The following is a 26,127-nucleotide window of genomic DNA, read 5'->3' as shown; positions in this document are numbered from 1 at the left end:
CCGCTCGCGCAACCGGTTTGGAATCGCGCGTACTGATTTTCTGTTTCCTCGCGCCTGTGCTTTTCCTGACACGCGTCATTGGAAAGAAGCGCATTCGAATTGGATTTTTGCGCATGGGCGGCGCGCGGTAACGGGTTAGCGGTAAATTGCCGCTGTGACCGTCCGCAGATTTTGCTTCTCAGTTGCAAAACGTCCCGGCATGTAGGTCCATCGTGAAACACGCGAGAGCAGAGTGATGGGGAAAATCGTCTTTTCATCCGACCAACTATCCCCCAGCTTGGATGACGATCAACGCTTCTCGCTCTGGTGCGATCTTCACTCAGCGCAATATGGCTTGCTCGATTTTGCGCGTGCGCAAGATCGGGAATTTTCTGCGCATATGGAGTGCACGCAATTCGGACCGGTCGCAACCGGATGGTTCGAGGGAGCATTGTCGCGCATCCGGCGCACAGCGCATGAGGTGTCGCTGGATGCGCGAGACGAGTTGATCCTGGTTTTCAACCGCGGCGAAACCCCGATCCTGATTCGCCAGCAGGGCCGCGAGACGCTCGCATATCCCGGCATGGCGGCATTCTTGAATTACTATGAGATTGGCGAGAGCCAATTCGGTGACGATCATTCCTGGATGGCTTTCACCATGCCGCGCGATCGTTTGCGGGGTCTCGTGCGCAATGTCGAGGATCTGGTTGCAACGCCGCTCAATCCGCAGAGCGAGGCGATGAGCCATCTGCGAAACTATGCGAATTTTCTGCGCGGCGAGACAGTGACCAACGGCGAGTCCGCCTTGGCCGAACACATCGGCAATTCTGTGCTTGGCCTCGTTGCGCTCGCGATCGGCGCCAGCAATGACGAAGGCGAACTGGCCGGCATGCGTGGGTTGCGCGCGGCGCGCCTGCGGGCGGTGCTGGCGGAGATCGATGCAGGATTTTCCGGTGCCGGCTTTTCGTTGGATTCAGTCGCGGGAAAACTCGGACTGTCGCCGCGCTATGTTCAGGATCTGCTACAGGACACCGGCATGAGCTTTGTCCCGCGCGTCACAGAACTTCGTTTGCAAAGAGCATGTCGCATGCTGGCAGATCACCGGTGCGACCGGATGACGATTGGCGACATTGCCGAAGCCTGCGGTTTCAGTGAGGCCGCATACTTCAATCGCTGTTTTCGCAAGCGCTTCCATATGTCCCCGACGTCATTTCGCTTGAGCGGGTAGCGCCGTCGTCGGCGGACGCGAAATCCTCATCAGGAAACCAAGGGACCGGCCGGAACTCTTGGGGATTGTTTCATCGCGTTGGTCTGTCCGCCGTTCGGTTATTCGAAGGCCATCACGCGAAAGGATGATCCACAGGCACCAGTTGGTGGAATTCGATAAAAATTTCTGAAAAATCAAACGGTTATCCTCGATTAGTCCGATGGTCGGCAGTAATGATTCATTATATTTTTTGAAGAAATTCGCCTATGGGAGGCTTTATAGTGCGGTCCGCGCTAGATTAGGGGCGCTCGTCAGGACACGAAGGTTTCCAGAGCCTTGGCGAAGCAGGGGACACAATGGCTCGCAAATATTTCGGCACCGACGGCATCCGTGGCCGCGCCAACGGTTTGATCACACCTGAACTGGCTCTGAAGGTCGGCCAGGCCGCGGGATTGGTATTTCAGCGGGGTGACCATCGCCACCGCGTGGTGATCGGCAAAGACACCCGGTTGTCAGGTTACATGATCGAAAATGCCATGGTGGCCGGCTTCACTTCGGTCGGGATGGATGTGCTGCTGCTTGGCCCGATGCCGACACCGGCAGTTGCCATGCTGACGAAATCAATGCGCGCCGATCTCGGCGTGATGATTTCCGCCTCACACAATCTCTTCGATGACAACGGGATCAAGCTGTTCGGTCCGGAAGGCTTCAAGCTGTCTGACGAAGTCGAGCATCAGATCGAACAGCTGATGGACGAAAACCTCGACAAGCGGCTCGCTCAAAGCGCAAGCCTGGGGCGCGCTCGCCGCATCGATGGCGTTCATGACCGTTACATCGAGTTTGCCAAGCGCACGCTGCCGCGCACTTTGAGCCTTGATGGGCTGCGCGTGGTGGTCGATTGCGCCAACGGCGCTGCATACCGGGTGGTACCGGAAGCGCTGTGGGAGTTGGGCGCCGACGTCATTTCCATCGGGGTCGAGCCCGATGGTTTCAATATCAACAAGGACTGCGGGTCTACGGCGCCCGAGGCATTGTCGCGAAAGGTCCGCGAAATGCGGGCCGATATCGGCATCGCGCTCGATGGCGATGCGGATCGCGTGATCATCGCTGATGAACGCGGCCATATCGTCGACGGCGACCAGCTGCTTGCGGTCATTGCCCAGAGCTGGAAGGACGATGGGCGCCTTGCCAAACCGGGGATTGTCGCAACTGTCATGTCGAACCTCGGCCTCGAACGCTACCTCGAGGGGCAAGGGCTCTCGTTGCTGCGCACGCCGGTGGGTGACCGGTACGTTCTCGAACGCATGCTGAAGGATGGATATAATCTTGGCGGCGAGCCGTCGGGACACATCATTCTGTCGGACTTCACCACGACCGGCGACGGCTTTGTCGCCGCGTTACAGATTCTCTCGGTGGTTCAGCGGCTGGGCCGTCCGGTCTCCGAAGTGTGTCACCGCTTCGAGGCGCTGCCGCAAATCCTCAAGAATGTGCGCTACCGAGCGGGCAAGCCGCTCGACAATCCAGAGGTCAAATCGGCCATTCTCGACGCCGAGAAGCGGCTGAATGGCAGCGGCCGTCTGCTGGTGCGTTCCTCAGGGACCGAGCCTGTGATCCGCGTGATGGGCGAGGGTGACGATCGCGACCTCGTTGAGGAAGCCGTCGACATGATCGTTTCGGCCCTGGGGCTTGCGGCCGCAGCCTGACCAATCCGGCAAAGCTGCCATGGTCAATTGCGACTGGCGGCAGAGCCTCTGAGTTCGTATTTGAAAAGCATTCAACTTCTGAGTGCCTAGAGTCTTGCCTCCGGATAACCGACCCATTTTGCCGCGCGTTGCAGGGTTATTCGGAGATAAGGGACACTAGCAACACTAAGATTTTAGTGAAGTTCTGGATTTGACATTCGCTTCCAGAACTCGCTGCAAGGTGGGTCGCGAATGTCAAATCCACTCCACTAGGAAGCTTTTTCGTGAATAAGCCTGTTGTTCTCGCCGACGATACCCTCGTTGCGCCCATTGTTGTGGACGGGACGGATGCGCCACGCCCGGCGTCCGCCGGCCCGGCGTTTACGATCATCGGCGCGATCGCGGTTTCACACCTGCTCAACGACCTGATGCAGTCGCTGATCCAGGCGGTTTATCCGATCCTGAAAGAAAACTATGCGCTGGATTTCGGCCAGATCGGGCTGATCACGCTGGCCTTCATGTTTACGTCGTCACTGCTGCAGCCGTTTGTCGGCGCCTATACCGACAAACACCCAAAGCCATTCTCGCTTGCGTTGGGGATGGGTTTCACGCTCGCAGGACTTTTGCTCCTCGGCTTCGCGCATCACTACTGGGTCATCCTGCTTTCGGCTGCGCTCGTCGGCACAGGCTCGGCCGTCTTCCATCCCGAGGCCTCGCGCATCGCACGCATGGCGTCCGGCGGACGTTTCGGCATGGCGCAGTCCACGTTTCAGGTCGGCGGCAATCTCGGCACTGCGATTGGACCGGTGCTTGCCGCGGCGATCATCGTGCCGCTCGGCCAGCCGGCCATTTCACTGTTTTCCGTGGCGGCTGCACTTGCCATCGCGATCCTCATCTACATCGGTCGATGGTACAAGCCGCGTATCGTGAAGCGAAAGGCCGCGCAGGCCGTGCGTCATGCCGACGGACCGTCACCATTGCGCACGCAGATTGCGCTCGTGGTGCTTATGGTGCTGCTGTTTTCCAAGACGTTCTACATGGCGAGCATCGGCAGCTATTACACGTTCTATTTGATGAACAAGTTCGCCGTCACGACACAGGCGGCGCAGATCTATCTGTTCCTGTTTCTCGGCGCCTGTACAGTTGGCGTGTTCTTCGGTGGTCCGCTCGGTGACCGGTTCGGCCGAAAGTACGTCATCTGGTTTTCGATCCTCGGTGCGTTGCCCTTCACGCTTGCGTTGCCTCATGCCGGTCTGCTGGGAAGTGCGATATTGAGCATGTTGGTTGGGTTCGTCATGTCCTCGGCGGTGCCGGCTGTAATCGTCTATGCGCAGGAGTTGATGCCGCATCGGCTCGGCATGATCTCCGGATTGTTCTACGGCATGGCATTCGGTTTCGGCGGTGTCGGCGCTGCGGTGCTGGGAGAAGTTGCCGACCTCAAAGGCATCGACTTCGTTTATCAGCTGTGCGCTTTCCTGCCGGCCATCGGCCTGCTCGCAGTGTTCCTGCCGCAGATGAAGCGCAGCAAACTCTGATCTTCCAGACGTTTTTCGAACGCGCGCGGCCTGCTTGGATGCAGGCCGCGTGCGATCGCTTGCGCTGAGGTTCCTGACTCGATCTGCTTTTTACAACGGCGGTCCGCGCGGACTCATCTGTTAGTGCGCTGTTAACTGCTTGGCTTAAGCCCGATTAAAATTCACGGTTAAGAATTAGGGTTAAGTGCCGCTTAAACATTTAGTGCGATGGTCGCTCCGTAAGTTTTTGTGTGTGAGGCCTTTTGCGTCGTCCTGCCTCACCGGACGAAAGGACCGATCAATGCGTAAGTATCTTCTCGCCGCCGCTGCGGCGTCCGCCATGTCGACGGCCGCCGTCGCCGCCGATATGCCCATCGCTCCGCCGCCGGCGTATGCGCCGCCTCCTGTCGAGGACTTCGGAGGTTGGTATCTGCGCGGCGATATCGGATTCAGCAATCAGCAGGTCAAGCGCCTCGAGAATGCGCTGGACTCGACATTGCTTACGCAAAATCAGCGCCTCGGGTTCGATAGCGCCGGCATCTTTGGCCTCGGTGCAGGTTATCGGTTCAACAACTGGTTCCGTGTGGACGTCACCGGTGAGTATCGTGCACCTTCGACTTTCAACGGTCTCGATCTGAATACGTTCTCGAATGCCGGCGTCATTGCCAACGGAGCTGACACCTATCGTGCGATCAAGTCCGAATGGCTGATCATGGGCAACGCCTACGCCGATCTCGGCACGTGGTGGTGCATCACACCGTTTATCGGTGCTGGCGTCGGTACGGCGCGGGTTAACATCTCGAACTTCACTGATCAGGGTTTGACGGTTGGTGGCCCGGGTACCGGCCCAAGCACGGCTTATGCCGACTCCGCGTCGAAGTGGAATTTCGCATGGGCGGTGCACGCTGGTCTTGCTTATCAGGTCAATCCAAGTCTGACGCTGGAATTGGCGTATCGCTATCTTGATATGGGTGACGGCATCACTGGCGATATTCGCCCGTACGATGGACCTGGCTCGGTCAATAATCCGATGACGTTCAAGCACCTCACTTCGCATGATCTGAAGTTCGGCGTGCGCTGGAATCTTGACCCGGCACCTGTCTATGCACCACCGATGCTGCCGCTCATCCGCAAGGGTTGATCGCATACCATCGACAGGAATTGGTTCAACGGCGCGGATTTCCGCGCCGTTTTCTTTTGCGCCACACGCATCGCGCTAACGAACAATTAGGGTTAACGCGGCATCATCAAACACAGTTAAGTATTGGTGACGGAGTCTTGTGATGCGTCGGCTCGCCGTGACGATGATATTGGCTGGTCTCGTGCAGAGTGCACAGGCTGCGGATATGCCCGATCTTCCGATCTTGCGCGGAAGCCTGATTGATGGGCCCAGCACTTACGTAAACTGGCGGGGCTTCTATGCCGGTGCGCAAGGTGGCCTCGGTTCGTCCGATATGAATTTCTCCGGCACGACGAGCGCTATGGCTGCGCGGCTGATGTCCGGAACTGCAATCGAATCCGAAGGTCAGGTTTCGACGTGGCCGGTGTTGGGCAAGAAGTCCCAACGCGGCGATGGATTTGGAGCATTTGGTGGATATAACTTCCAGTGGGATGACATCGTGATCGGTGTCGAAGCAAGCTATATGCACGGCGACTTTGGTGGCGCTGATGCAGATAGCATGGGGCGAGTTTTCTCCACCTCGAATGGCTACACCAACGATGTAACCTATCAAGCCAACGCGCAATTCAAGATAACGGATATGGGATCCGTGAGAGGTCGTGTCGGCTGGGCGTGGAATAATTTCTTGCCATACGCGTTCGGCGGCGTTTCACTTGGGCAGGCAGACGTAAGCAAGTCAGTTACGATTTCGGGCACACAAGTGAATCCTGCAGCTGCGCCCGGCTTTCAGAACATTCCGTTTTCAGTATCCCAGACGACCGGACAAAGTGGCCGCTTCATCTACGGCTACGCTGCGGGTCTGGGTCTCGACGTCATGTTGTTCGGGAATGTCTTTGTGCGCGGCGAGTGGGAATATCTGAAATTCGTCGGACCGGTCGACACCAGCATCAATACCGTACGCGCGGGACTGGGCTACAGATTCTGATCAGCGCCTGACCTGAAATTCCTTTTTGCGGCCTCTGTCGTTGACAGGGGCCGTTTTGCCTGTTGGGCTAGTGTCTCGTCTCCGAATAACCGCCCCATTTGATGCGCGCTCGCACGGTTATTCGGAGACGAAAGGACACCATCAAATCTGAGGTTTCAATGAGGGAGGCCGTCATGAAGATCTACGGCGATTTGAACTCAGGGAATTGTCTCAAGGTGAAGTGGGTCAGCGACTATTTGGCGCTGCCGTATACGTGGGTCGACATCGACACCATGAGGAACGAGAGCCGGACGCCGGAGTTTTTCAAGCTTAACGGCGCCGGGCAGGTGCCGGTGATTGAACTCGACGACGGCCGTGCGCTCGCGCAGTCCAATGCCATTATCAGATATCTTGCGCGCGGCAGCGGTCTCATTCCCGCCGATAGCTACGCCGCGGCCAAGATGGATGAATGGATGTTCTGGGAGCAGTACAGTCACGAACCTTATATTGCGGTTTGCCGCGCCCAGATGGTTTATCTCGGCAAGTCCCTCGGCGACCTTGATCCGGAGAAGGTCAAGCGAGGCTACGCCGCCCTGGCCCTGATGGAACATCAACTGCACAAAACGCGATTTCTGATCGGCGACATGTTCTCGCTCGCCGATGTATCCCTGCTGGCCTATACGCGTGCAGCACATGAAGGCGGCTTTCATCTCGATGGCTATGGGTCTGTCAGGCGGTGGATCGGTGAGGGCGAGCACGCGCTCGGGCTCACATGAGGTGCCGCATGCCAGACTTGTGATCCGGCATGCGCGAAGTTTCTTGACGAAATTCCGATCCTTCCCTATCCACGACGGCGGGAAACCTCTCCCCACCGAGAGGCAGCTATCTGGAAGGGTAGATTATGACTGCAGCGAAGCCCGCTTCGCGGCCGAATGTGCCGCATTTTTCCTCCGGTCCTTGCGCCAAGCGCCCAGGCTGGAACCCGCAAAATCTCAAAGACGCAACCCTTGGCCGCTCGCATCGCGCGAAGGTCGGTAAGGCGAAACTCAAGCTCGCGATCGATCTGACGCGCGAGGTGCTTGAAGTTCCGGCCGACTACAAGATCGGTATTGTGCCTGCGTCCGACACCGGCGCCGTCGAAATGGCCCTGTGGTCGCTGCTCGGACCACGCCCCGTCACCACCATCGCCTGGGAATCCTTCGGCGAAGGTTGGGTCAGCGATATCGTCAAGGAATTGAAGCTGAAGGATGTCGTCAAGCTCAATGCGGGCTATGGCGAAATCCCGGATCTCAGCAAGGCTGATCCGAACTCCGACATCGTGTTCACCTGGAATGGCACCACCTCCGGTGTGCGCGTGCCGAATGCAAACTGGATTCGCGCCGACCGCGAAGGCTTGACCATTTGTGATGCCACGTCGGCCGCATTCGCACAGCCGCTCGACTGGCCGAAGCTCGATGTGGTCACGTTCTCCTGGCAGAAGGCGCTGGGCGGTGAGGCCGCGCACGGCATGCTCATTCTCTCGCCGCGCGCTGTCGCGCGGCTGGAAAGCTACGTGCCGCCGTGGCCGCTGCCGAAGATCTTCCGCATGACGAAGGGCGGCAAGCTGAATGCCGGAATCTTCGAGGGCGAGACCATCAACACGCCGTCGATGCTCTGTGTTGAAGATTATCTTGATGCACTCAACTGGGCGAAGTCCGCTGGTGGTCTGAAGGCGCTGATTGCCCGCGCCGACGCCAATACGAAGGTGTTGGCGGATTGGCAGGCGAAGACGCCGTGGGTCGATTTCCTGGCAAAAGACCCGGCCATTCGCTCCAATACGTCTGTGTGCATGAAGGTGGTCGATCCCGCTATTACGTCGCTGCCAGCTGATGCTCAGGCGGATTTCGCGAAGAAGCTCGTCGCGGCCGTCGAGAAGGAAGGCGGCGGTTACGATCTCGGTGCGTATCGCGATGCACCTCCGGGTTTGCGCATCTGGTGCGGTGCGACGGTGGAAGCCAGCGACGTCGCTGTGCTGACGCAATGGCTCGACTGGGCTTTCGCCGAGGCTAAGGCCTCGCTCGCCAAGGCGGCATAACGTCCACCGCGTCACGCGGAGGCACTCATGATCGCACGCATCTGGCACGGCTGGACCACGCCCGCAAATGCAGACGCTTACGAGCGTCTGCTGCGGACTGAAATCTTTCCCGGCATCCTCGCACGAAAGATCGAGGGTTTCCGCGACATCCAGCTTTTGCGCCGTGATGACGGCGGCGAGGTCGAGTTCATCACCATCATGAATTTCGACTCGCTCGAGGCCGTGATCGCTTTCGCTGGCCCCAATTACGAAGAAGGTGTTGTGCCGCCCAAGGCACGCGCCGTGCTCTCGCGTTTCGATGCAGTCTCACAGCACTTTGAGATCATCGAAGCGCGCCAGAACTGAAACACAGCCATTCATCGTCTTTCATTGGAGTCTTCCATGACGAAACCCAAGGTTCTCATTTCCGACGCGCTGTCGCCTGCGGCTGTCCAGATCTTCAAGGATCGCGGCGTCGACGTCGATTTCCAGCCGGAACTTGGTAAGGATAAAGAGAAGCTCGCCGAGATCATCGGCAACTATGACGGCCTTGCCATCCGCTCCGCCACCAAAGCCACTGCGAAGGTCCTGGAAAAAGCAACGAAGCTGAAGGTCATTGGCCGCGCGGGCATCGGCGTCGACAATGTCGAGATTCCTGCGGCGACGGCCAAGGGCGTCATCGTGATGAACACGCCGTTCGGCAACTCGATCACCACAGCCGAGCATGCGGTCACCCTGATGCTCGCGCTTGCCCGTGAAATTCCGCAGGCCGACGCTTCGACCCAGGCGGGCAAGTGGGAGAAGAACCGGTTCATGGGCGTCGAAATCACGGCCAAGACGCTGGGCGTGATCGGATGCGGTAACATCGGCGCCATCGTCGCCGACCGCGCGCTGGGTCTGAAGATGAAGGTGATCGCGTTCGATCCGTTCCTGTCGCCAGAGCGGGCGAAGGACATCGGCGTGGAAAAGGTCGAGCTCGAGGATCTGTTGAAGCGTGCGGATTTCATCACGCTGCACACGCCGCTCACCGACAAGACCAAGAACATCATCGATGCCAATGCGATCGCGAAGATGAAGAAGGGCGTGCGCATCGTCAATTGCGCGCGCGGCGGACTGGTGGACGAAGCTGCGCTTGCGGCCGCACTTGACTCCGGTCACGTAGCCGGCGCCGCCTTCGACGTCTTCATTGAAGAGCCCGCCAAGACCAATATTCTGTTCGGCCGTGCCAACGTCATCTGCACGCCGCATCTCGGCGCTTCCACGACTGAAGCCCAGGAGAACGTGGCGCTTCAGGTTGCCGAGCAGATGTCGGACTATCTGCTGACCGGCGCGATCTCCAATGCCGTGAACTTCCCCTCCATTACGGCCGAAGAAGCTCCGAAGCTGAAGCCGTTCATCGACCTCGCGGAGAAGCTTGGATCGTTCGCCGGTCAGTTGACAGAGACGGGCATCGCGAAGGTGCAGATCACTTACGAAGGGCATGTCGCCGAGATGAAGATCAAGGCGCTAACGTCGGCCGCATTGACCGGTCTGCTCCGGCCGATGCTGGGGGATGTCAACGTCGTGTCTGCACCGGTTGTCGCCAAGGAACGCGGCATGGTGGTCGATGAAGTGACCCGCGCCGCCCAGAGCGATTATGAAAGCTTGATCACGGTCACGGTCACCACTGAGAGGCAGGAACGCTCGGTATCGGGCACCGTCTATGCGGACGGCGCCCCACGTCTGGTCGATATCAAGGGCATCCGTATGGACGCAGAGTTCGGCAAGTCGATGATCTATGTGACGAACGAGGACAAGCCGGGCTTCATTGGCAAGTTTGCCTCTCTGCTCGGAGATGCCAAGGTCAACATCGCGACCTTCCATCTCGGCCGCAACAAGCAGGGCGGTGACGCCATTGCGCTGGTCGAGGTCGACGGGACCGTCCCGCCGGATGTATTGGCCAAAGTCGCGACACTGCCGCAGGTCAAGCAGGCCAAGGCGCTGGTTTTCTGATCGTAGCTGTGTGCGATCGTTCTCATGAACCAAACAGGCCGGGGCAAAAGCTCCGGCCTGTTTCTCTTTTCAGGACAGCCGATCCGGACATCCAAAAGGCGAATGCGCGTTTGGGTAACAAAGCCTAAAGACAATCTGGTTATTTTGTGACGAAACCCGCCATGGTGCATTCGCGCCGATGTCTCCGGAGCCGTCACGTGAAGTTCATCAATAATCTGCCCATCAATGCCAAGCTCGGCGTTCTTGTGGGTGTCACCTTGCTGGGCCTTCTCGCTGCAGGCGCTTTTGCAGCCAATACCATGCAGAAATTGATGCTGGATGGGCGGGTTGAGCAAACCCATGCCATCGTCGAAACAGCCCGCAATATGGCGCTTGGATTGCAGAAGCAGGTTGACGCGGGTCAGTTGACCAAGGATGCCGCGATTGCCGAATTTGCAAATCGCGTCCGGTCGATGACGTACGATGACGGCAACGGCTATCTCTTTTCGTACACGATGGACGGCGTGACCGTCTCGGCGCCCGATTCGAAGGTAATCGGCACCAACCGCATTGATGTCAAAACCAATGGCCGTGCATTGACTCGTGAGTTGCGCGATGGCGTTGCCGCCAAGGGCTATGTCACCCTGAAATACGAATACATGAAGCCGGGCGAGAAGGAACCGATCCGCAAGATGTCCTATGCGGTTGCGATCCCCGGCTGGAATCTTTTCGTCGGAACGGGTGCCTACCTCGATGATCTCGACGCGAAGCTGATGCCCGTGGTCTGGACCCTGGGCCTTGCTGTCCTGATCATCGGTCTGTTTGCGGGCGCGGTGGCCTGGCTGATCGGGCGGAGCATCACTCTTCCGTTGGGACTCCTTGGAAGCCGCATGAAAACGCTGGCTGAGGGCCAGCTCGAACAGCCTATTCCCGGCATCGACCGCCGCGATGAAATCGGCAAGATGGCGACGACTGTGCAGGTCTTCAAAGACAACGCTGTGCGCATGAATGAATTGGAAAAGGCCGAAGAGGCAACACAGCAACGGGTTGCAGCGGAGCGCCGCGCAGCGATGGAAAGCCTTGCAGGCGAATTTGAGCGCAGCGTCAACGGCATTGTCCGTTCGGTGGCGGCATCAGCGGCCGGAATGCAGACCACCGCACAATCCATGACGTCGACCGCAAGCGATGCCAGCGCCCGCGCGGCAACAGTCGGTTCGGCGTCCGAGAAAGCGTCCAGCAACGTCAGCACCGTTGCGGCAGCGGCCGAAGAGCTGTCGAGCTCGGTCGCGGAAATCTCGCGGCAGGTCAATCAGTCCAATGAGATCGCCAGCAAGGCTGTTGGTGACGCCGAGCGCACCAATGCCACCGTGCAGGTTTTGTCGGCAGGTGCGGAAAAGATCGGCGAGGTGGTGCAACTGATCCACAGCATCGCTGCGCAGACCAATCTCCTCGCGCTGAACGCGACGATTGAAGCTGCGCGCGCCGGTGAAGCCGGCCGTGGTTTCGCGGTGGTGGCTTCCGAGGTGAAGGCGCTCGCGAACCAGACCGCCAAGGCCACCGAGGAAATCTCCGCTCAGGTTGCAACCATGCAGGCGACGACCGGCGAGGCAGTTCAAGCCATCGGCGGCATCACCGAGACGATCTCGCGGATGAGCGAGATTACGATGAATATCTCGAGCGCAGTGGAAGAGCAGGGCGCAGCGACCCGCGAAATCGCGCGCAATATCCAGTCGGTCGCAGCCGGATCAAACGAGATCAGCGATCACATCGGCGGCGTCAGTTCTGCAGCTGCGGCCACCGGCACAGCAGCATCCGACGTTCTCTCGAGTGCGCGTGAACTCGACAATCAGTCCGGGATGCTGCGATCTGCCGTGGATGAATTCCTCGGCAAGGTTCGCGCAGCGTGATTTAGAGAGCGTTTTCGAGCCAAGTGGTTCTGGATTCAATCGGAACCGAACTTGCTCTGGTCTCTCCCCGCAAGCGGGGAGAGACATCGCAGGTTCATTGCGGCTCAAATTGCGAGTGGGTCAAGGGTCGTTGCGGTGCACCAAACGGGATGCGTTGTCGCAGCCCGCGGTTCAGCGCGGTGTGGTCGTTTTCCGGCGGGAGGCAATCACGATGCCAGCGACCACCATGATGTAGCCGATCAGGTGAAACAGTTCCGGCTTCTCGCCAAGGAAGACGATCGCCATGACGGAGCCGAATACCGGCACCAGATGAAAAAACGGCGCTGCGCGATTGGGGCCGATCAATTCAATGCCGCGGTTGAAGAACAGGTAGGCGAGCGTTGAGGGGAAGATCACCACGAAGACAATGGTGGACAGCGTCAAGGCATCGAAGTGCAGCGTGTCGCCGGTGGAAATCTCCCAGCCGACCAGTGGCAGCAGCATGACCGCGCCGCAGCCCGTGGTGAAGGCGATCAGCGACAAAGGATTGGTCGCTGGCCGTCGCGGCATCAGCGCGGAATAAAGCCCGAAAACGGACAACGCTCCCGCGAACATGACGTCGCCGGCGTTGAATTCGATCTCACCCAGCGTGGCAATGTTGCCGCGTAAAATGATGACCATCACGCCGGCCAGCGAGATGACGATGCCGATGCCCTGCGCCCAGGACAACCGAACCCCGAACAGGATCAGCGACCAGAGAGCAACGAACAACGGTCCGGACGACTGGATCAACAGTGCGTTCAGCGCCTGCGTGTGCTGCAAGCCCCAATAGGACAAAGCGTTGTTCACCGCGAAACCTGTTGCGGACAACGTCACCAGCAACGGCAGACTGAGCCGCATCGTCGGCCAGTCACGCCGCAGATGCGGCCACGCGAAAGGGATCACGACAAGGAAGGTACCGGCCCAACGAACGAATGTCAGCGCAAACGGAGGAACATGCCCCGCGACATAGCGACCGAGAACGATATTCCCGGCCCAGAACAGCGCCATCAGGCTCAGCAGCAGATAAGGCTGGTTACCCAGCCGCGCGGCGAAAGTTGGCTGGAGCGAAGGCGGATCTGCGGCTGTCATTATTGTTCTTGTGTGAAATCACCATTGAGTTCTGCCGGTTTTTCACCGCGGGACAAGTGACAATACCGGATTGCTAGAATGCGGAATCGCGGAGCACGCGGTTTGTTTATCTAGTTTGTGCTGGCCGGTGCTTCGGTGCGCTTTGCAATGGCCCGGCGGCGCGCCGCGATGAACACGCCGGCGAGCACCAGTGCGTAGCCGACGCCATGAAACGGCTGCGGTCGCTCGCCGAGGAAGATGATGGCGAGGATTGATCCGAAGACCGGCATGAGATGGAAAAACGGTGCGGCTCGATTTGCGCCGATCAATTCGACGCCGCGATTGAAAAACAGATAGGCGAGAGTCGACGGGAAGACGGCGACGTAGGCCAAAGCCAATCCGTTATCGATCGTGAGAGCGGGCGTTTTGCCGGAGGCGATTTCGATGGCAACGGCAGGAATCAGGAGCAGCGCGCCAAAGCCCGACAGAAAGCAGAAGAAGGCAAGAGGATTGATCTTCGGCCGCTTGATGCTCAGTACCGAGTAAAGGCCGAAAATGATCAGTGCCAGCGTGAAGAACAGGTCGCCCGTATTCAGGTGAATAGATGCCAGAGCGAACGGATCGCCGCGCGACAGGATGGTGAGAACGCCTGCGAGCGAGATCACAATGCCAGCAGCCTGGGACCACGTGATCCGAACCCCGAGCAAGAGCAGCGACCACAGGGCTACGAACAGGGGACCGGACGACTGGATCAGCAGGGCGTTGAGGGCCTGGGTCGACTGCAGTCCAAGGTAGGCGAGTGCGTTGTAACCGGCGAGACCGGTCAACGACAGAAACGCAAGGAGTGGCACATTCCTGACGATGACGGGCCAATCTGCCCGAAGGCCGGACCACGCAAAGGGCAAGGTGATCAGGCAGGCCAGCCCCCAGCGCAGAAAGGACAACGCCATCGGGGGGAAACTCGATGACACAAACCGGCCGAGTACGATGTTGCCGGCCCAGAACAGGGAGGAAAGGGTCAGCAGGAGGTACGGCCGTTGCATAAGCCACGGAGCGTCCGTTCGGGGGGCGGGAGCGTTCATGTTTCCGGCGGGATTGGGGCGAGCGTTGCAGGCGATCCAGTTACCCGGATTTTATTGGGGATATCAATGATTTGCGTTATATCTCGCGGGGGCGTCAACAGCCGTTCTTGCTTGCGTCCCATGCGCGCATCCGTTATCCGGTGACATGCCTCGCATGCGAGCGGCCCTGGCTGCAAGGCGCCGGGTCCCCGGCGGATTTGCGGGTTGCAGGAGAACATCTCGAAATGGCCAATGTTGTCGTCGTCGGCGCCCAGTGGGGCGACGAAGGAAAAGGCAAGATCGTCGACTGGTTGTCGGAGCAGGCTGACATCGTCGTTCGCTTCCAGGGCGGTCACAATGCGGGCCATACGCTCGTCATCAATGGCAATACCTACAAGCTGGCGCTGCTTCCGTCCGGTGTGCTGCGGCCTTCGAAATTGTCGGTGATCGGCAACGGCGTGGTGTTCGACGCCCAGGCGTTTCTGACCGAGCTCGACAAGCTGAAGAGCCAGGGCGTCGCGGTCTCGCCGGACAACCTGCGCGTCGCCGAGAACGTGACACTGATTTTGCCGCTGCATCGCGAACTCGATGCCGTTCGTGAAAATGCCAACAAGGCCACGGCCATCGGCACGACGCAGCGTGGCATCGGCCCGGCCTATGAAGACAAGGTGGGTCGCCGTGCGATTCGGCTGATGGATCTCGCCGATCCGCAAACGCTGCCGCACAAGATCGACCGTCTCCTGACGCATCACAACGCGCTGCGGCGCGGATTGAGCCTGCCTGAGGTCAATGCCGGCGAGTTGCTGAAGGAGTTGACCGAAATCGCGCCTCGCGTGCTGCCGTTTGCGGATTCGGTCTGGAACCTGCTCGATCACAAGCGGCGCGAGGGCAGGCGCATCCTGTTCGAGGGGGCGCAGGGCGCTCTGCTCGACGTCGACCACGGGACTTACCCTTACGTCACCTCTTCCAACACCGTGGCGGCCCAGGCCGCGACCGGAACGGGCATGGGGCCGAACGCGATCGATTATGTGCTCGGCATCTGCAAAGCGTACACGACGCGCGTCGGGCAGGGGCCTTTCCCGACCGAACTTACGGATGCGATCGGAGACGAGATCGGCCGCCGCGGCAAGGAATTCGGCGTCAACACCGGCCGCAAGCGCCGCTGCGGATGGTTCGACGCGGTGCTGGTCCGGCAGACGGCGCGAACCAGCGGAATCAGCGGACTGGCGCTGACTAAGCTCGATATCCTCGACGGTTTCGATGAAATTCAGGTGTGCACAGGCTACATGCTGGACGGCAAGGAGATCGACCATCTCCCCGCCGGCGAGGGGGCTCAGGCCCGCGTAACCCCGATTTATGAGACGATCGAGGGTTGGAAAGAACCGACCGCAAATGCCCGCTCATGGGCAGATCTGCCGGCGCAGGCGATCAAATATGTGCGCCGGGTCGAAGAACTTGTCGGTTGTCCGATCGCACTGCTTTCCACAAGCCCCGAACGCGAGGATACTATCCTCGTGCAGAATCCGTTTGAGGCGTAATGGTGGTGGCGGAGACTCGGTTTTCCGACACGATCATGTTTTTTAGGTAACAGGATTTTCACCGAATCCTGCAGACTGGACAAGGATGGCTGACTACTACCCGCTGATTGCCCGTGCCATCGCCGGACTGGACCCCAGTGCTCCCGGCGAAAGCCGGCGTGCGCTTTATGAGCGGGCTCGCTCGGCGCTGATTGCTCAGCTGCGTAGCGTTGAGCCGGCCTTGAGCGAAGCCGAAATCACCCGTGAGCGGCTCGCGCTTGAAGATGCCGTACGCAGGGTCGAGGCCGATGCAGCCAAGCGCGCGGTGGCAGAGGGCGCTCGCCCGGAGCAGCCGCGCAGTCGCCCGGAAAGTCCATCCTCGCGGGGGGCTGAACCGCCCGCCGAGTTACCCCCGCCACCGCCACGCCGCGAAGGTTCGCGTCCCGGCGATGCGTTGAGGGAAAGCGCACGCACCGCGCGGCCCCCGGCTCCACCGAGCCAGCGGTCGTCGCGTCCCGGCCCCGAGGGGCCGGAGTCGCGGCCTCCACGCAATCTGCGAGCCGATCCTCCGCCGCCGCCATTGCGCCCTCAGGTGCCTCCGCCGCTTGGCCCTCGGTCAAGAGGCGATGAAGCACGGGCGTCAGATTCCGCGCAGGATTTCCGCGGGGGCGGCGGGCCCTCCGGGCCGCGAATGCGCGATGTCGTCGCAGATGCCGATGACCTCGGTCGGGCCACCTCACAAGCGAATCGTTCGGCGCGGCGGACTTACTCGAATGTCTCTCCGCCGGCGGATGATCGCGATCCGCACGGCGGCGCAGGGGCACCTTACAGTTACGACGAGTCGGTTGAAGAGGCGGGGCACTACCAGCCGCAGACCGGCCGTCCACGCGGGCAGGCTGCCGTCCATGAGGATGAAAAGCCGGCCCGGCGCTTCCCGGTTAAAGCCGTTATCGCTGTCCTCGTGCTGCTCGCTCTGATCGGCGGCGGATTTTTATTCTACCAGAAGGTTTATCCGTCGCTTCGGGCGATGCTCAAACCAACCCCTGTCGCGGAGGCGCCAAAGGACAATGGCGTTCGTCCGAAGATCGCGGATCGTGTCGGTCAACCCGGTTCGACGCAGATTGCGCCGGTCGCGCAACGCGTCGTGCTTTACGACGAAGATCCATCCTCGCCCCAGGGCAAGCAGTACGTCGGTACCGTGGTATGGCGCACCGAGCCCGTCAAGGGTCAGGCCGGTCAGCCGCCTGACATCGGTGTGCGCGCGGACATCGAAATTCCGGAACGTAAGTTCAAGATGTCGCTGTCGATCCGCCGCAACAACGATGCGTCGCTCCCGGCGAGCCATACGGCTGAGCTGACATTCCAACTGCCGCCTGATTTCGGGGCCACGGTTGCCAACGTCCCGGGGATCCTGATGAAGTCGAACGAGCAGGCTCGCGGAACGCCTTTGGCCGGACTGGCAGTCAAGGTGACCGATGGCTTCTTCCTTGTCGGATTGTCGAATGTCGAAGCTGACAAGTCGCGTAATCTTCAGCTTCTCAAGGAACGCTCGTGGTTTGATATCCCGCTGGTCTACTCGAACCAGCGCCGATCGATTATTGCCATTGAAAAGGGCGCGCCCGGCGAGCGGGCATTCAACGAGGCCTTCACCGCCTGGGGTGAATAAGCGTGATCCGGTTCGCCAGGCAGATCATGCGCAGAAACATATTGGGGCTATGACATGAAGATCACGCTCGCCGGCTCGCGCCACTTTGGCGTCGAGACATTGAAGATGTTGCGCGGTCACGGCGTTGATGTCATCCGCGTCGTGGTCGCCGATGGAGAGGACAGGCTTGCCGCTGCCGCACGCGATGCCGGTATCGAGGTCGTGGTGCAGGCTGAGCCGAAAACCATTGTCCCCTCGGAGATTGCACCCGGTACCGATCTCATTGTCACCGCGCACAGCCATGCGCGCGTCAGCCACGATGCCCTTAAAGTCGCGAAGCATGGCGGCATTGGGTATCATCCGTCATTGCTGCCGCGGCACCGTGGTATCGCCGCGGTCGAATGGACCATCAAGGAAGGTGATCCGATTGCAGGTGGCACGATCTATCATCTGTCCGACCGGCTCGATGCCGGCGCCATCGCGATGCAGGACTGGTGTTTCGTCAAGAAAGGCGAGACGGCTCGCGAATTGTGGGAGAGGGCTCTCGCACCGCTGGGGCTCAGGCTGCTCGCACAGGTGATCGATCATGCCAAAGCCAACGGTGCATTGCCTGCCAAACCTCAGGATGAGCAGTTCGCGACGAATGCTCCCCGGTTCGACGCGGGTGCTGCGCACGCCGCACCGAAGCGGGTCGCGTCATCGCACTCGTAAATCGTTGGGATAATTCTTACGCGGCTTCCCCGCTGGAGCGGGGACGCGAAGCTGTTTCCAATTTAAGAGCAGTATGACGAACGCCCCTTGGCGTCGTTGATCGCCTGCCCCGCGCAAGCGGAAGATGACGTCTACGCCGCGGGCGTCTCGCCGACGCGGACAGCCCGCGACACCAGGACCCCGGCGTCGGTCACGCCTTCCGCAGCTTCCCGTACGATCGTTTGCGCCATCTTCGCCTTGGTGGCGGGTGTGCGATTCTCGGCCGCGATCTGCTCCACGGCGACGTCCAGGATTTTCCTGAGGGTCGCAACGTAATCGGGATCGAATTTTTCCGACGACTGGTTGACCATCTTCGTCTCCTGATCTTTGCACGATCCACCGGCGAACGTTGACGTGGGATCGTGCGGACTTTCGATATTCCAAAAACGAGAGCACGATGAGAAAATCGAATTTCACTATTCCCAATCGCACTCGCTCATTGAGCGTGCGGACTATGCTTTCGTATTAGGGCGGATGTGAGTCACCTGCGTGAAACGGGGACCGTATACGATGATGTGACTGTGGAATTGCTCTATTCACATCTTATTCAGACAGGTGCCGACGGCGAAAATCTTGGTGATTGTTCGTGGAACCGATCTCATCTAGTGACGTCGCATCGACATTTTGTGCGTGACCGTGCATGACTTCATACAGCTGTCAGAATCGGGATGCGCTCGGGAAAAGCCGCCAAAAAAATCTCGAACGCGCACCTTTCTCATTCACATCTTTTTTTCTCATCAGAACAAATTCGAGGAGTCGCAATGGCTGAAGATCCCTCTGTGTCTGTCGATCCCGATTACCTTCCCGTCGAAGGCACGATGGATGCGCCGATTATCTTCTGCGAGATCTGTCCGACCTACGGCAACAATGGCGGCTTGATCAACGTTATGTTGGCAACCGGACTCATCGAGGCCGCACCGCATGGCAAGGTCAAGAGTCGCGTGAAAGCCGTCGCACATTTGCGCATGACCGCCGCGGCTGCGGTCAATTTACGGGATACGTTGAACAACGCGCTTCTGATGGGGACAGCGGCCAAAAAGCCCGAAGGCAAGGTAAATTGATCGCGGGCCGTGCTGACGGCACTGCTCAACGCGAAGCTCTCATGAAGCGGTGAGGCTGTTCGGCTGCGTCATGCGCATAACCTGATTTCAAGGAGTTGCGATCGGCGCGTGAACGGTTCCTTATTTGAACCGTCCTCAAGGCGGGAAGACTTTGGCGGCGAAGCCGCCGGCTGTGTTGCAGATATTGCCTCGCGTTTGCTCCGAGCTGTGGCAATATGCCGAAGCTCAAGACATTTTCCATTTCCCATTTCATTTCGAATTGATTGCGAAGGTCTTCATGATTGCCCGGTGGTGCGCATCTCGACGTTTCGTAACAACGCCCGGATTGACATTGCTTCTCGCGTTGCTGGCATGGCCGCTTGCGGCGCAGTATGTCGCCCCGACGAAAGCGTTTCTGGAGAAGAACGGATTCTATCTGGAGTCCGCAGGGTTTCGGGTGCGGTTCGCCAATGATGACGCGAGCCGCCGCGCGCTCAACGCGTTACCGCCGCATCGTTTCGTCATGCACAAGGCGGGCGGCGTGACGCGGTATGTCTATGCGGATCCTGGCCACTGCAATTGCATCTTCAGCGGCGACCTCGATGCCTACAAGAATTACCGCGATATCCTGGCGCAACCGCTGCCGGGCGTCGACGATGTGTCGCCGGATTACAAGTCGCAGGCCAGCGCGCTGCTGATGGACGAGCCGGTTTATTTCGGCGCAGTTGATAATGATGACAGCCTGGCTGCCTACTTCAGGGATTATCTCTAGAGAGCAACTTGTGGTGCGGCCGCAGCCGATGAGCGCGGCGATGGTGCTCTGGCAAATAAAGTTCTCGCGCAACCAAGATAGTGCTCTCACCAATAAAAAAGCCGGCCCAAAGGGCCGGCTTTTGATTTGTCAGAAGCGTGCGATTAATACGCCGGCTCCAGTTCGCGTTCCTGCTTGGCGATCGCGTTCTTGACCGCAGCCTGCACCTTCTCGAAGGCGCGGACCTCGATCTGACGCACGCGTTCGCGTGACACGCCGAACTCGGCGGCCAGATCTTCCAGCGTCATCGGATCATCAGCGAGGCGGCGCGCCTCGAAGATGCGGCGTTCGCGCGCGTTGAGCACGCCCATCGCGCCGGTCAGCGCGTTGCGGCGATGATCGAACTCCTCGCTTTCCGCCATGATGGCTTCCTGGTTGGGCGAGGTATCGACCAGCCAATCCTGCCATTCACCCGGTTCGCCGTCGTCACGGATCGGCGCGTTCAGCGACGCGTCACCACCCAGGCGGCGGTTCATGTCGATGACGTCCTGCTCCGCAACGCCGAGGCGGGTCGCGATCTGCTTCACCTGATCGGGGTGCATATCGCCCTCTTCAAGCGCGGAGATCTTGCTCTTCGCCTTGCGCAGGTTGAAGAACAGCTTCTTCTGGTTCGCGGTGGTGCCCATTTTGACGAGCGACCACGAACGCAGGATGTACTCTTGTATCGACGCTTTGATCCACCACATTGCGTAGGTGGCAAGACGGAAGCCCTTTTCGGGCTCGAAGCGTTTCACCGCCTGCATCAGGCCGACGTTGCCTTCAGAGACGACCTCGGAAATCGGCAGGCCGTAGCCGCGATAGCCCATGGCAATCTTGGCCACGAGTCGCAGGTGGCTGGTGACGAGCTTATGCGCCGCATCGCGATCATCATGCTCGCGCCAACGCTTGGCCAGCATGTATTCCTCTTGCGGCTCAAGCATCGGGAATTTGCGAATTTCGGCGAGGTAATGAGCGAGGCCGGATTCTCCATTGAGAACCGGAAGTGTGGCGGCACGGGCCATATTGCGCCCTCCATTGTTCAGGCCCCCGGTAGCGGCGAGCCAGGCAAGCCTGCTGCTGTGTCAAAGCCAGCGGCGCTGCAATGTTCCGCCCGGGCCAATCCCGAGCGCAGGTGCAACATACACTAAACGAGGCCGCCGGGGGAAGAACAAATAGGGGTCACGTTCTTGTGACGCTGGTTAAATCTATGTAACCATGCGGCTTTTTGGCGCGCCCGAATTGGCTTGCGATTAGCTTGTGCTACGGAGTGCGGCCTCGAGAAGAACCAAATCCTCCGGCAGCGGCGACTCCCAATGAAGAATTTCTCCGCTCGCCGGATGTTCCAGGACCAGCAAATATGCATGGAGCGCCTGCCGGCCCAATGATGCCAGCGCCGCCTGGCTTTGCGGGCCGAGTTGACCGGCTTTGGTTTTGAATCCCGAGCCGTACACCTCGTCTCCCATCAGGGGATGGCCGAGGTGGGCGAGGTGGACGCGGATCTGGTGGGTGCGGCCGGTCTCGAGTTGGCAGGCGAGCAGGGAGGCGACCGGCTTGCCGTCCTTGCCCGCAAAGGTCTCCAAGACCTCCCAATGGGTCACGGCGTCGCGGCCGCCCTGGCGGACCGCCATTTTCTCGCGGTTATAAGGATGCCGGTCAATCGGCTGGTCGATGGTGCCGCGCTGCCGACCGGGCGAGCCCCAGGCGAAGGCCATGTAGCCGCGGCGCATTTCACCGGTGCGGCCGTGGTCCGCGAATTGCGCCGACAGCGACTGATGGGCGCGGTCGTTCTTGGCGACCACCATCAGGCCGGTGGTGTCCTTGTCGAGGCGGTGCACGATGCCGGGCCGCTTGACGCCGCCGATGCCCGAAAGGCTGGCGCCGCAGTGGGCAATCAGCGCGTTCACCAGGGTGCCGCTGTCATGTCCCGCGGCGGGATGGACCACGAGCCCGCTCGGCTTGTTGATGACGATGATGTCGTCGTCCTCGAAGACGATGTCGAGCGGGATATCCTCGCCCTCGGGCTCGGCGGCCGCGGCAGGGGGCACGTCGATTGTGATCGTATCCCCGGCATTGACATGATAAGCGGGGTCCCGCACCGGATTGGCCCCGATGCTCACCTGGCCGGCGAGGATCAGCGCCTTCAGGCGCGAGCGGGACAGATCCGGGCTGCGCAGCGCCAGCACGCGATCCAGCCGCCGGGATCCTTCATCGCCCGCCACCGTCACTTCATGGCGGTTCGTCTCGTTTTCAAAAGAGTCTTGCATGACTGAAACTGTTGCGCCCGATCCGACCCCTGAGCAAGCTGCCCTGATCGCGCGGGTGCGCCGGATGATGCTGATTGCCGGCCTGACCACCGCGGTCGGCGTCGGCGCGCTGCTGGTTGTCATCGGCTACCGTCTTTTCAAGACGGATGGAAGTGCCTCGATCGTCGACATCACGGCCACCCTGCCGAAGGGCGCCCGGATCGTGGCGACGGCTGCCGCCGGCGACCGGCTGGCGGTGACGGTCGATATCGGCGGCGTGACCGAAATCCGCACCTTTGACGCCAAAACGCTGAAGCCGGCCGGCCGGCTCAGATTTGCGAACGAGCCGTAAGGCGCTGATTTGCGGGGGCAAGGCTCCCTTGGTGCGCGGGAACTGGCCCTTCAAGCCGGCAAGTAACCAGTCCGGCCAAAAAGCCGCGGGGAATGCAGGAGATGTCGCGACGCACCTTGCGGCAGCGGCGTTTCAAGGTTATTCCCTAGCCCTTCGCGCTTGCTCCCTTCGTCTAGCGGTTAGGACGCGGCCCTCTCAAGGCTGAAACAGGGGTTCGATTCCCCTAGGGAGCGCCAGCCTTTCGAATCCGCTTTGATCTTTCATCGTTTTTTCTCCTAAAGGTCCCACCGGGTGCTCTGAGTGGGACACATGATGTTCCTCATTTGAGCTTCGACATTGCGGAATTTGCTAGCTCGGTCTTCCGAGCGGCGCGTGTGTACCTCTCCACCTCTTCCAATGAGCGATGGCCGGTAACCGCCATGATCTCGTGGGGTGACGCGCCACGCTCCGCCAAGCGAGCGGCTGTCGCCTTTCGCAGGCCGTGCGCCGAGCAATGCGGAAGCCCCGCTTGATTGCACCAGTCGCGGAATTTGGTTCCGAACCCAGCGACCGAAAACGGTTTTGCATATTCTGTAACAAGGAAGGTCAGGTGTCGCGTCGGGGTTGCGGCGATGGTCTTAGCGAGGTCTGCGTGAACGGGAATATCCAAGTCGATTGGATTGCGATGCTCGTTCTTTGCCTGCCGGTATTGAATGCGCCCGTTGCGAATGTGTTGAGGACCGAGCCTAACCACGTCCTCGCGGCGGCAGGCTGTATAGAGCAGCAGACACATTGCCAGCCGTGCCTTTGAACCGATTGCGTGGCGATCTTCGAAGGCCGTTATTTCCTCCAACGTCCAAGTGTGGTGACCGACGGTGGGATGCGGCACAGGTTTGATGTCCCGCGTCGGATCGTGCGGAGCCTGATCGTTCTCGATTGCCCACCGGAACAGCGCTCGAAGTGCCTTCAATCGGTTCCTCGCGGCTCCCGGCTTATCGGCCTTTTCGTCGCGCAATTGACGAACATGCTTGGCCTGCATCTTCGCAACCGGCTTGTCCCCATGCTCAATCGCGATTTCGTCTAGCGCTCGCCGCCGCCATTTGCGGGTGCTTTCATCAAGCGCCTTAAAGGTTTGGCTCGTAAAATATTGCCTGCAGAGATAACCAAAGCTTCCGGCATCTAGTCGCCGCTTGATTGCATTGGTCGTGGCGGTTCGGCTGAGCGCTTCTTGATAGGCCGCCATAAATTCTTCTGAGCCGGGCAGGCCGGGAAGTCGAACCTTAGGCTCGCCGCGCCGCCGAAAGTACAAACGGACGTTGCCGTGGCGATCAACATCCTCGACAACAAAGCGGAAGCGGACCCTAACCATGACGCGACCCTATAACATCCCAAGGATTTTCGTTGTCGCCTTCAGGCAGACAATCGAAGGCTTGATCGAGTCTCACGCGATCCCATACGGTCCTGCTGTTGATGCGCTTCGGAGGTGGCATCCTTCCGTCATGAACCATTTGGTCGAATAACGAGGGAGAAATCCCGATATAAGACGCGGCTTCGGATCGTGAGAGACCGCGAGGGGGCACCGTCGAACTTAATCTAGCCTCGGTTCGATTATCGTTCATGGACCGTCTCCGCTAGAAGCTGGCCAACTCTGCGAATAGTCTTATACGAGATGCGTCGGTTCTGGCTCATATCGCCACCAGGGCGTTGCGACCTTGGCCTTAGCCTCCTCTTGCTCGGAGGCACTTTCTTGTGGTTGTGAAAGACGAACCGAGCAAAGACATCGCGAGTGCCCATTGATCCGTCAGCAATTATTTGCGTCCAAGGATCGGGACCGTCGATTTCAATCCCGACGAACCAATCCATGTCAGGTCCGGTCAGCGGGTCGCTTTCGTCCTCTTCATTAGGAACGAATAGCTCTTCACCGAGAATGGCCCCCTCGATAAGCGTAGCTACAGCCTCGCGGAACGTGTGAGAGCGTGGCATCCGTGCGAGCGTCGGAAATCCTAGTTTGCTGCAGGTTTCCCGATTGTCGGTGTCGTGTCCCAGCTTTAGGGGGAGCTGCCCGTAAATCTTGCACACTTCCGTCGCAGCTTTGATCGAGCTGCCCGAGACCGGCGAGGCGAGAATCGCAATTAGCAGGTTGGCGGCATCGCCCGAAGTGACTTTCGCGGCGCTCGTTCCGCGCCCGCCTTTCGACCGTAGTCCGTTTTCCGCAAGCACGCGGTCGTAAAGCACCACCGTCGGCTCTGGAATTCCCAGAGCTTCTGCAACGCATTTCACCAATTCGCCGGGTGTAGCCATGGCACCTCTGCCGCGTTCGCCATTTGTGCTTAGCACGAATGGCTAGTTGCCCGCAAGGCTCATTTGTGTAAAACACGGATGGATGCAACAGGCAATCGTTGGTTTGCGTGTGACAGGGGAGGGGGCAGATGGGGGGATTCGTTGCCTATTATCGCGTTTCGACGGATCGTCAGGGGCGTTCGGGTTTAGGCTTAGAGGCTCAGCGAAAGGCAGTCCAAGAGTTCCTAAATGGCTCAGCATTGGGGGCCGGGCTCGAATTTACCGAAGTTGAAACGGGCAAACGTAATGAACGCCCGCAATTGGCAAAGGCCCTTGCGGCATGCCGGAAGCACAAGGCCAAGCTGGTAATCGCTAAATTGGACCGCTTATCGCGAAACCTAGCGTTTATTGCCCAACTCATGGACGCTGGCGTTGAATTTGTTGCTGTCGATAACCCGCATGCAAATAAACTCACAATCCACATTCTGGCAGCGGTGGCGCAACATGAGCGGGAGATGATCGGGGAGAGAACAAGGGCGGCGTTGCAGGCAGCCAAGCGAAAGGGAGTCAAGCTGGGCCGTTATGGCGCAGAATGCTTAGCCCCTGCGTACCGAGAAGCAGCGCGCAAACGAGCAATGGAGCTCGCACCGTTGGTCTGCGATATGCAAGCTGCGGGTTTGTCGGCACGGCAAATGGCAGCAGCGTTAACAGCCAGAAAGACGCCTACTGTGTCGGGTGGCGCTTGGCACGCTCAAACTGTCTTGCGAGTGCTGAGTAGGATCAGATCGGCACATGCCACGTCAGATGGTAAATTCGCGTAAGTTAAAGACGCATCTCTTAATTCCCACGGGATCAGTTTCGGGCACAAGGGTGTGAAGGCGTGCCCATCACAACAGGCTTCATCCGCTCTGGCATTCCGACGTTCCCGCACGACATGGAAAGCTTGCCGGATGGCCCTCTGAGGACGGGAGGGCGCGGCGCTCG

The 26,127-nt window shown here is 59.5% G+C and carries 25 protein-coding genes and 1 tRNA gene; 18 read left to right on the top strand and 8 right to left on the bottom strand.

What is annotated here, in order from left to right:
- The first annotated feature begins 235 nt into the window (after positions 1–235).
- The 10 genes from ACP0KA_RS06315 to ACP0KA_RS06270 all read left to right on the top strand — a co-directional run bounded on the left by ACP0KA_RS06315 (position 236) and on the right by ACP0KA_RS06270 (position 12,397).
- On the top strand, positions 236–1,207 hold the full coding sequence (locus ACP0KA_RS06315; RefSeq protein WP_424627986.1) for a helix-turn-helix transcriptional regulator: 972 nt from the start codon (positions 236–238) through the stop codon (positions 1,205–1,207).
- 335 nt (positions 1,208–1,542) lie between these two features.
- On the top strand, positions 1,543–2,889 hold the full coding sequence (gene glmM, locus ACP0KA_RS06310) for a phosphoglucosamine mutase (protein WP_424627985.1): 1,347 nt from the start codon (positions 1,543–1,545) through the stop codon (positions 2,887–2,889).
- A gap of 263 nt (positions 2,890–3,152) precedes the next feature.
- Complete coding sequence (locus ACP0KA_RS06305) at positions 3,153–4,403, top strand: MFS transporter (protein WP_424627984.1); 1,251 nt, start codon at positions 3,153–3,155, stop codon at positions 4,401–4,403.
- 280 nt (positions 4,404–4,683) lie between these two features.
- The gene (locus ACP0KA_RS06300) at positions 4,684–5,523 is read left to right on the top strand and encodes an outer membrane protein (protein WP_424627983.1); all 840 of its coding nucleotides are present in this window, start codon (positions 4,684–4,686) and stop codon (positions 5,521–5,523) included.
- A 142-nt stretch (positions 5,524–5,665) separates the two neighbouring features.
- On the top strand, positions 5,666–6,487 hold the full coding sequence (locus ACP0KA_RS06295; RefSeq protein ID WP_424627982.1) for an outer membrane protein: 822 nt from the start codon (positions 5,666–5,668) through the stop codon (positions 6,485–6,487).
- A 173-nt stretch (positions 6,488–6,660) separates the two neighbouring features.
- Positions 6,661–7,242, top strand: a complete 582-nt coding sequence (locus ACP0KA_RS06290) for a glutathione S-transferase family protein (protein WP_424627981.1) — start codon at positions 6,661–6,663, stop codon at positions 7,240–7,242.
- Between the two features lie 125 nt (positions 7,243–7,367).
- Entirely contained in the window at positions 7,368–8,540 is a 1,173-nt protein-coding gene (locus ACP0KA_RS06285) for a phosphoserine transaminase (protein ID WP_424627980.1), read from the top strand.
- A 27-nt stretch (positions 8,541–8,567) separates the two neighbouring features.
- A complete protein-coding gene (locus tag ACP0KA_RS06280; RefSeq protein WP_424627979.1) occupies positions 8,568–8,885 on the top strand; it encodes an antibiotic biosynthesis monooxygenase family protein in 318 nt (105 codons plus the stop codon).
- Between the two features lie 36 nt (positions 8,886–8,921).
- Positions 8,922–10,511 carry a phosphoglycerate dehydrogenase gene (serA, locus tag ACP0KA_RS06275; RefSeq protein WP_424627978.1) on the top strand — a complete coding sequence of 530 codons (1,590 nt, stop codon included), beginning with the start codon at positions 8,922–8,924 and terminating at the stop codon, positions 10,509–10,511.
- A gap of 197 nt (positions 10,512–10,708) precedes the next feature.
- Complete coding sequence (locus tag ACP0KA_RS06270) at positions 10,709–12,397, top strand: methyl-accepting chemotaxis protein (RefSeq protein WP_424627977.1); 1,689 nt, start codon at positions 10,709–10,711, stop codon at positions 12,395–12,397.
- 171 nt (positions 12,398–12,568) lie between these two features.
- On the opposite strand, the gene ACP0KA_RS06265 is transcribed toward ACP0KA_RS06270, so the two are convergent.
- Both ACP0KA_RS06265 and ACP0KA_RS06260 read right to left on the bottom strand, forming a co-directional pair.
- Positions 12,569–13,507 carry a DMT family transporter gene (locus tag ACP0KA_RS06265; protein WP_424627976.1) on the bottom strand — a complete coding sequence of 313 codons (939 nt, stop codon included), beginning with the start codon at positions 13,505–13,507 and terminating at the stop codon, positions 12,569–12,571.
- A 110-nt stretch (positions 13,508–13,617) separates the two neighbouring features.
- Positions 13,618–14,529, bottom strand: a complete 912-nt coding sequence (locus tag ACP0KA_RS06260) for a DMT family transporter (protein WP_424627975.1) — start codon at positions 14,527–14,529, stop codon at positions 13,618–13,620.
- A 263-nt stretch (positions 14,530–14,792) separates the two neighbouring features.
- Between ACP0KA_RS06260 and ACP0KA_RS06255 the strand changes: the two genes are divergently transcribed.
- The 3 genes from ACP0KA_RS06255 (at position 14,793) to ACP0KA_RS06245 (ending at position 18,420) form a co-directional block, all read left to right on the top strand.
- A complete protein-coding gene (locus ACP0KA_RS06255) occupies positions 14,793–16,085 on the top strand; it encodes an adenylosuccinate synthase (protein WP_424627974.1) in 1,293 nt (430 codons plus the stop codon).
- Positions 16,086–16,170: 85 nt separating this feature from the next.
- On the top strand, positions 16,171–17,730 hold the full coding sequence (locus ACP0KA_RS06250; protein WP_424627973.1) for a hypothetical protein: 1,560 nt from the start codon (positions 16,171–16,173) through the stop codon (positions 17,728–17,730).
- Between the two features lie 54 nt (positions 17,731–17,784).
- Complete coding sequence (locus tag ACP0KA_RS06245; protein WP_424627972.1) at positions 17,785–18,420, top strand: formyltransferase family protein; 636 nt, start codon at positions 17,785–17,787, stop codon at positions 18,418–18,420.
- Between the two features lie 131 nt (positions 18,421–18,551).
- On the opposite strand, the gene ACP0KA_RS06240 is transcribed toward ACP0KA_RS06245, so the two are convergent.
- Positions 18,552–18,770: a hypothetical protein gene (locus ACP0KA_RS06240; RefSeq protein ID WP_424627971.1), complete on the bottom strand. Its 219-nt coding sequence runs from the start codon at positions 18,768–18,770 to the stop codon at positions 18,552–18,554.
- A 450-nt stretch (positions 18,771–19,220) separates the two neighbouring features.
- On the opposite strand from ACP0KA_RS06240, the gene ACP0KA_RS06235 reads away from it, so the two are divergent.
- Both ACP0KA_RS06235 and ACP0KA_RS06230 read left to right on the top strand, forming a co-directional pair.
- A complete protein-coding gene (locus tag ACP0KA_RS06235; RefSeq protein ID WP_424627970.1) occupies positions 19,221–19,520 on the top strand; it encodes a hypothetical protein in 300 nt (99 codons plus the stop codon).
- Between the two features lie 325 nt (positions 19,521–19,845).
- The gene (locus tag ACP0KA_RS06230; protein WP_424627969.1) at positions 19,846–20,271 is read left to right on the top strand and encodes a hypothetical protein; all 426 of its coding nucleotides are present in this window, start codon (positions 19,846–19,848) and stop codon (positions 20,269–20,271) included.
- Between the two features lie 143 nt (positions 20,272–20,414).
- Here ACP0KA_RS06230 and rpoH read toward each other — a convergent pair whose 3' ends face one another.
- Both rpoH and ACP0KA_RS06220 read right to left on the bottom strand, forming a co-directional pair.
- Positions 20,415–21,311: an RNA polymerase sigma factor RpoH gene (gene rpoH / locus ACP0KA_RS06225; RefSeq protein WP_424627968.1), complete on the bottom strand. Its 897-nt coding sequence runs from the start codon at positions 21,309–21,311 to the stop codon at positions 20,415–20,417.
- Positions 21,312–21,539: 228 nt separating this feature from the next.
- The gene (locus tag ACP0KA_RS06220) at positions 21,540–22,553 is read right to left on the bottom strand and encodes an RluA family pseudouridine synthase (RefSeq protein WP_424627967.1); all 1,014 of its coding nucleotides are present in this window, start codon (positions 22,551–22,553) and stop codon (positions 21,540–21,542) included.
- Between ACP0KA_RS06220 and ACP0KA_RS06215 the strand changes: the two genes are divergently transcribed.
- Together ACP0KA_RS06215 and ACP0KA_RS06210 are read left to right on the top strand one after the other, a co-directional pair.
- Positions 22,552–22,884 carry a hypothetical protein gene (locus ACP0KA_RS06215; RefSeq protein ID WP_424627966.1) on the top strand — a complete coding sequence of 111 codons (333 nt, stop codon included), beginning with the start codon at positions 22,552–22,554 and terminating at the stop codon, positions 22,882–22,884. The genes ACP0KA_RS06220 and ACP0KA_RS06215 overlap by 2 nt on opposite strands.
- 161 nt (positions 22,885–23,045) lie before the next feature.
- Positions 23,046–23,120, top strand: a tRNA-Glu gene (locus ACP0KA_RS06210).
- An 83-nt stretch (positions 23,121–23,203) separates the two neighbouring features.
- Here the strand turns inward: ACP0KA_RS06210 and ACP0KA_RS06205 are convergent.
- From ACP0KA_RS06205 to ACP0KA_RS06195, 3 genes are all read right to left on the bottom strand, one after another.
- On the bottom strand, positions 23,204–24,106 hold the full coding sequence (locus ACP0KA_RS06205) for a tyrosine-type recombinase/integrase (RefSeq protein ID WP_424627965.1): 903 nt from the start codon (positions 24,104–24,106) through the stop codon (positions 23,204–23,206).
- Between the two features lie 118 nt (positions 24,107–24,224).
- A complete protein-coding gene (locus ACP0KA_RS06200) occupies positions 24,225–24,482 on the bottom strand; it encodes a helix-turn-helix transcriptional regulator (RefSeq protein ID WP_424627964.1) in 258 nt (85 codons plus the stop codon).
- Positions 24,472–25,164 (bottom strand): hypothetical protein, encoded by a 693-nt coding sequence (locus ACP0KA_RS06195; RefSeq protein ID WP_424627963.1) that lies wholly within the window; start codon positions 25,162–25,164, stop codon positions 24,472–24,474. Before ACP0KA_RS06195 ends, ACP0KA_RS06200 begins: the two co-directional genes overlap by 11 nt.
- Before the next feature lie 128 nt (positions 25,165–25,292).
- Here ACP0KA_RS06195 and ACP0KA_RS06190 point away from each other — a divergent pair, with 128 nt between their 5' ends.
- Positions 25,293–25,964, top strand: coding sequence for a recombinase family protein (locus ACP0KA_RS06190; RefSeq protein WP_424627962.1), 672 nt, complete (start codon positions 25,293–25,295; stop codon positions 25,962–25,964).
- Positions 25,965–26,127 lie beyond the last annotated feature (163 nt).

The sequence above is a fragment of the Bradyrhizobium sp. SYSU BS000235 genome (assembly GCF_049747295.1).
In the GTDB taxonomy this organism is placed as follows: domain Bacteria; phylum Pseudomonadota; class Alphaproteobacteria; order Rhizobiales; family Xanthobacteraceae; genus Afipia.
Note: the sequence above shows the minus strand (reverse complement) of the source record. Positions and strands in the feature narration are given on the sequence as shown.

What these genes read in the sequence shown, in the direction of transcription:
- ACP0KA_RS06315 (WP_424627986.1), top strand. Translation starts at nt 236, where the DNA reads ATGGGGAAAATCGTCTTTTCATCCGACCAACTATCCCCCAGCTTGGAT.
- glmM (WP_424627985.1), top strand. Translation starts at nt 1,543, where the DNA reads ATGGCTCGCAAATATTTCGGCACCGACGGCATCCGTGGCCGCGCCAAC.
- ACP0KA_RS06300 (WP_424627983.1), top strand. Translation starts at nt 4,684, where the DNA reads ATGCGTAAGTATCTTCTCGCCGCCGCTGCGGCGTCCGCCATGTCGACG.
- ACP0KA_RS06295 (WP_424627982.1), top strand. Translation starts at nt 5,666, where the DNA reads ATGCGTCGGCTCGCCGTGACGATGATATTGGCTGGTCTCGTGCAGAGT.
- ACP0KA_RS06290 (WP_424627981.1), top strand. Translation starts at nt 6,661, where the DNA reads ATGAAGATCTACGGCGATTTGAACTCAGGGAATTGTCTCAAGGTGAAG.
- ACP0KA_RS06285 (WP_424627980.1), top strand. Translation starts at nt 7,368, where the DNA reads ATGACTGCAGCGAAGCCCGCTTCGCGGCCGAATGTGCCGCATTTTTCC.
- ACP0KA_RS06280 (WP_424627979.1), top strand. Translation starts at nt 8,568, where the DNA reads ATGATCGCACGCATCTGGCACGGCTGGACCACGCCCGCAAATGCAGAC.
- serA (WP_424627978.1), top strand. Translation starts at nt 8,922, where the DNA reads ATGACGAAACCCAAGGTTCTCATTTCCGACGCGCTGTCGCCTGCGGCT.
- ACP0KA_RS06265 (WP_424627976.1), bottom strand. Translation starts at nt 13,507, where the DNA reads ATGACAGCCGCAGATCCGCCTTCGCTCCAGCCAACTTTCGCCGCGCGG.
- ACP0KA_RS06260 (WP_424627975.1), bottom strand. Translation starts at nt 14,529, where the DNA reads ATGCAACGGCCGTACCTCCTGCTGACCCTTTCCTCCCTGTTCTGGGCC.
- ACP0KA_RS06255 (WP_424627974.1), top strand. Translation starts at nt 14,793, where the DNA reads ATGGCCAATGTTGTCGTCGTCGGCGCCCAGTGGGGCGACGAAGGAAAA.
- ACP0KA_RS06250 (WP_424627973.1), top strand. Translation starts at nt 16,171, where the DNA reads ATGGCTGACTACTACCCGCTGATTGCCCGTGCCATCGCCGGACTGGAC.
- ACP0KA_RS06245 (WP_424627972.1), top strand. Translation starts at nt 17,785, where the DNA reads ATGAAGATCACGCTCGCCGGCTCGCGCCACTTTGGCGTCGAGACATTG.
- ACP0KA_RS06240 (WP_424627971.1), bottom strand. Translation starts at nt 18,770, where the DNA reads ATGGTCAACCAGTCGTCGGAAAAATTCGATCCCGATTACGTTGCGACC.
- ACP0KA_RS06235 (WP_424627970.1), top strand. Translation starts at nt 19,221, where the DNA reads ATGGCTGAAGATCCCTCTGTGTCTGTCGATCCCGATTACCTTCCCGTC.
- rpoH (WP_424627968.1), bottom strand. Translation starts at nt 21,311, where the DNA reads ATGGCCCGTGCCGCCACACTTCCGGTTCTCAATGGAGAATCCGGCCTC.
- ACP0KA_RS06215 (WP_424627966.1), top strand. Translation starts at nt 22,552, where the DNA reads ATGACTGAAACTGTTGCGCCCGATCCGACCCCTGAGCAAGCTGCCCTG.
- ACP0KA_RS06220 (WP_424627967.1), bottom strand. Translation starts at nt 22,553, where the DNA reads ATGCAAGACTCTTTTGAAAACGAGACGAACCGCCATGAAGTGACGGTG.
- ACP0KA_RS06205 (WP_424627965.1), bottom strand. Translation starts at nt 24,106, where the DNA reads ATGGCGGCCTATCAAGAAGCGCTCAGCCGAACCGCCACGACCAATGCA.
- ACP0KA_RS06200 (WP_424627964.1), bottom strand. Translation starts at nt 24,482, where the DNA reads ATGAACGATAATCGAACCGAGGCTAGATTAAGTTCGACGGTGCCCCCT.
- ACP0KA_RS06195 (WP_424627963.1), bottom strand. Translation starts at nt 25,164, where the DNA reads ATGGCTACACCCGGCGAATTGGTGAAATGCGTTGCAGAAGCTCTGGGA.
- ACP0KA_RS06190 (WP_424627962.1), top strand. Translation starts at nt 25,293, where the DNA reads ATGGGGGGATTCGTTGCCTATTATCGCGTTTCGACGGATCGTCAGGGG.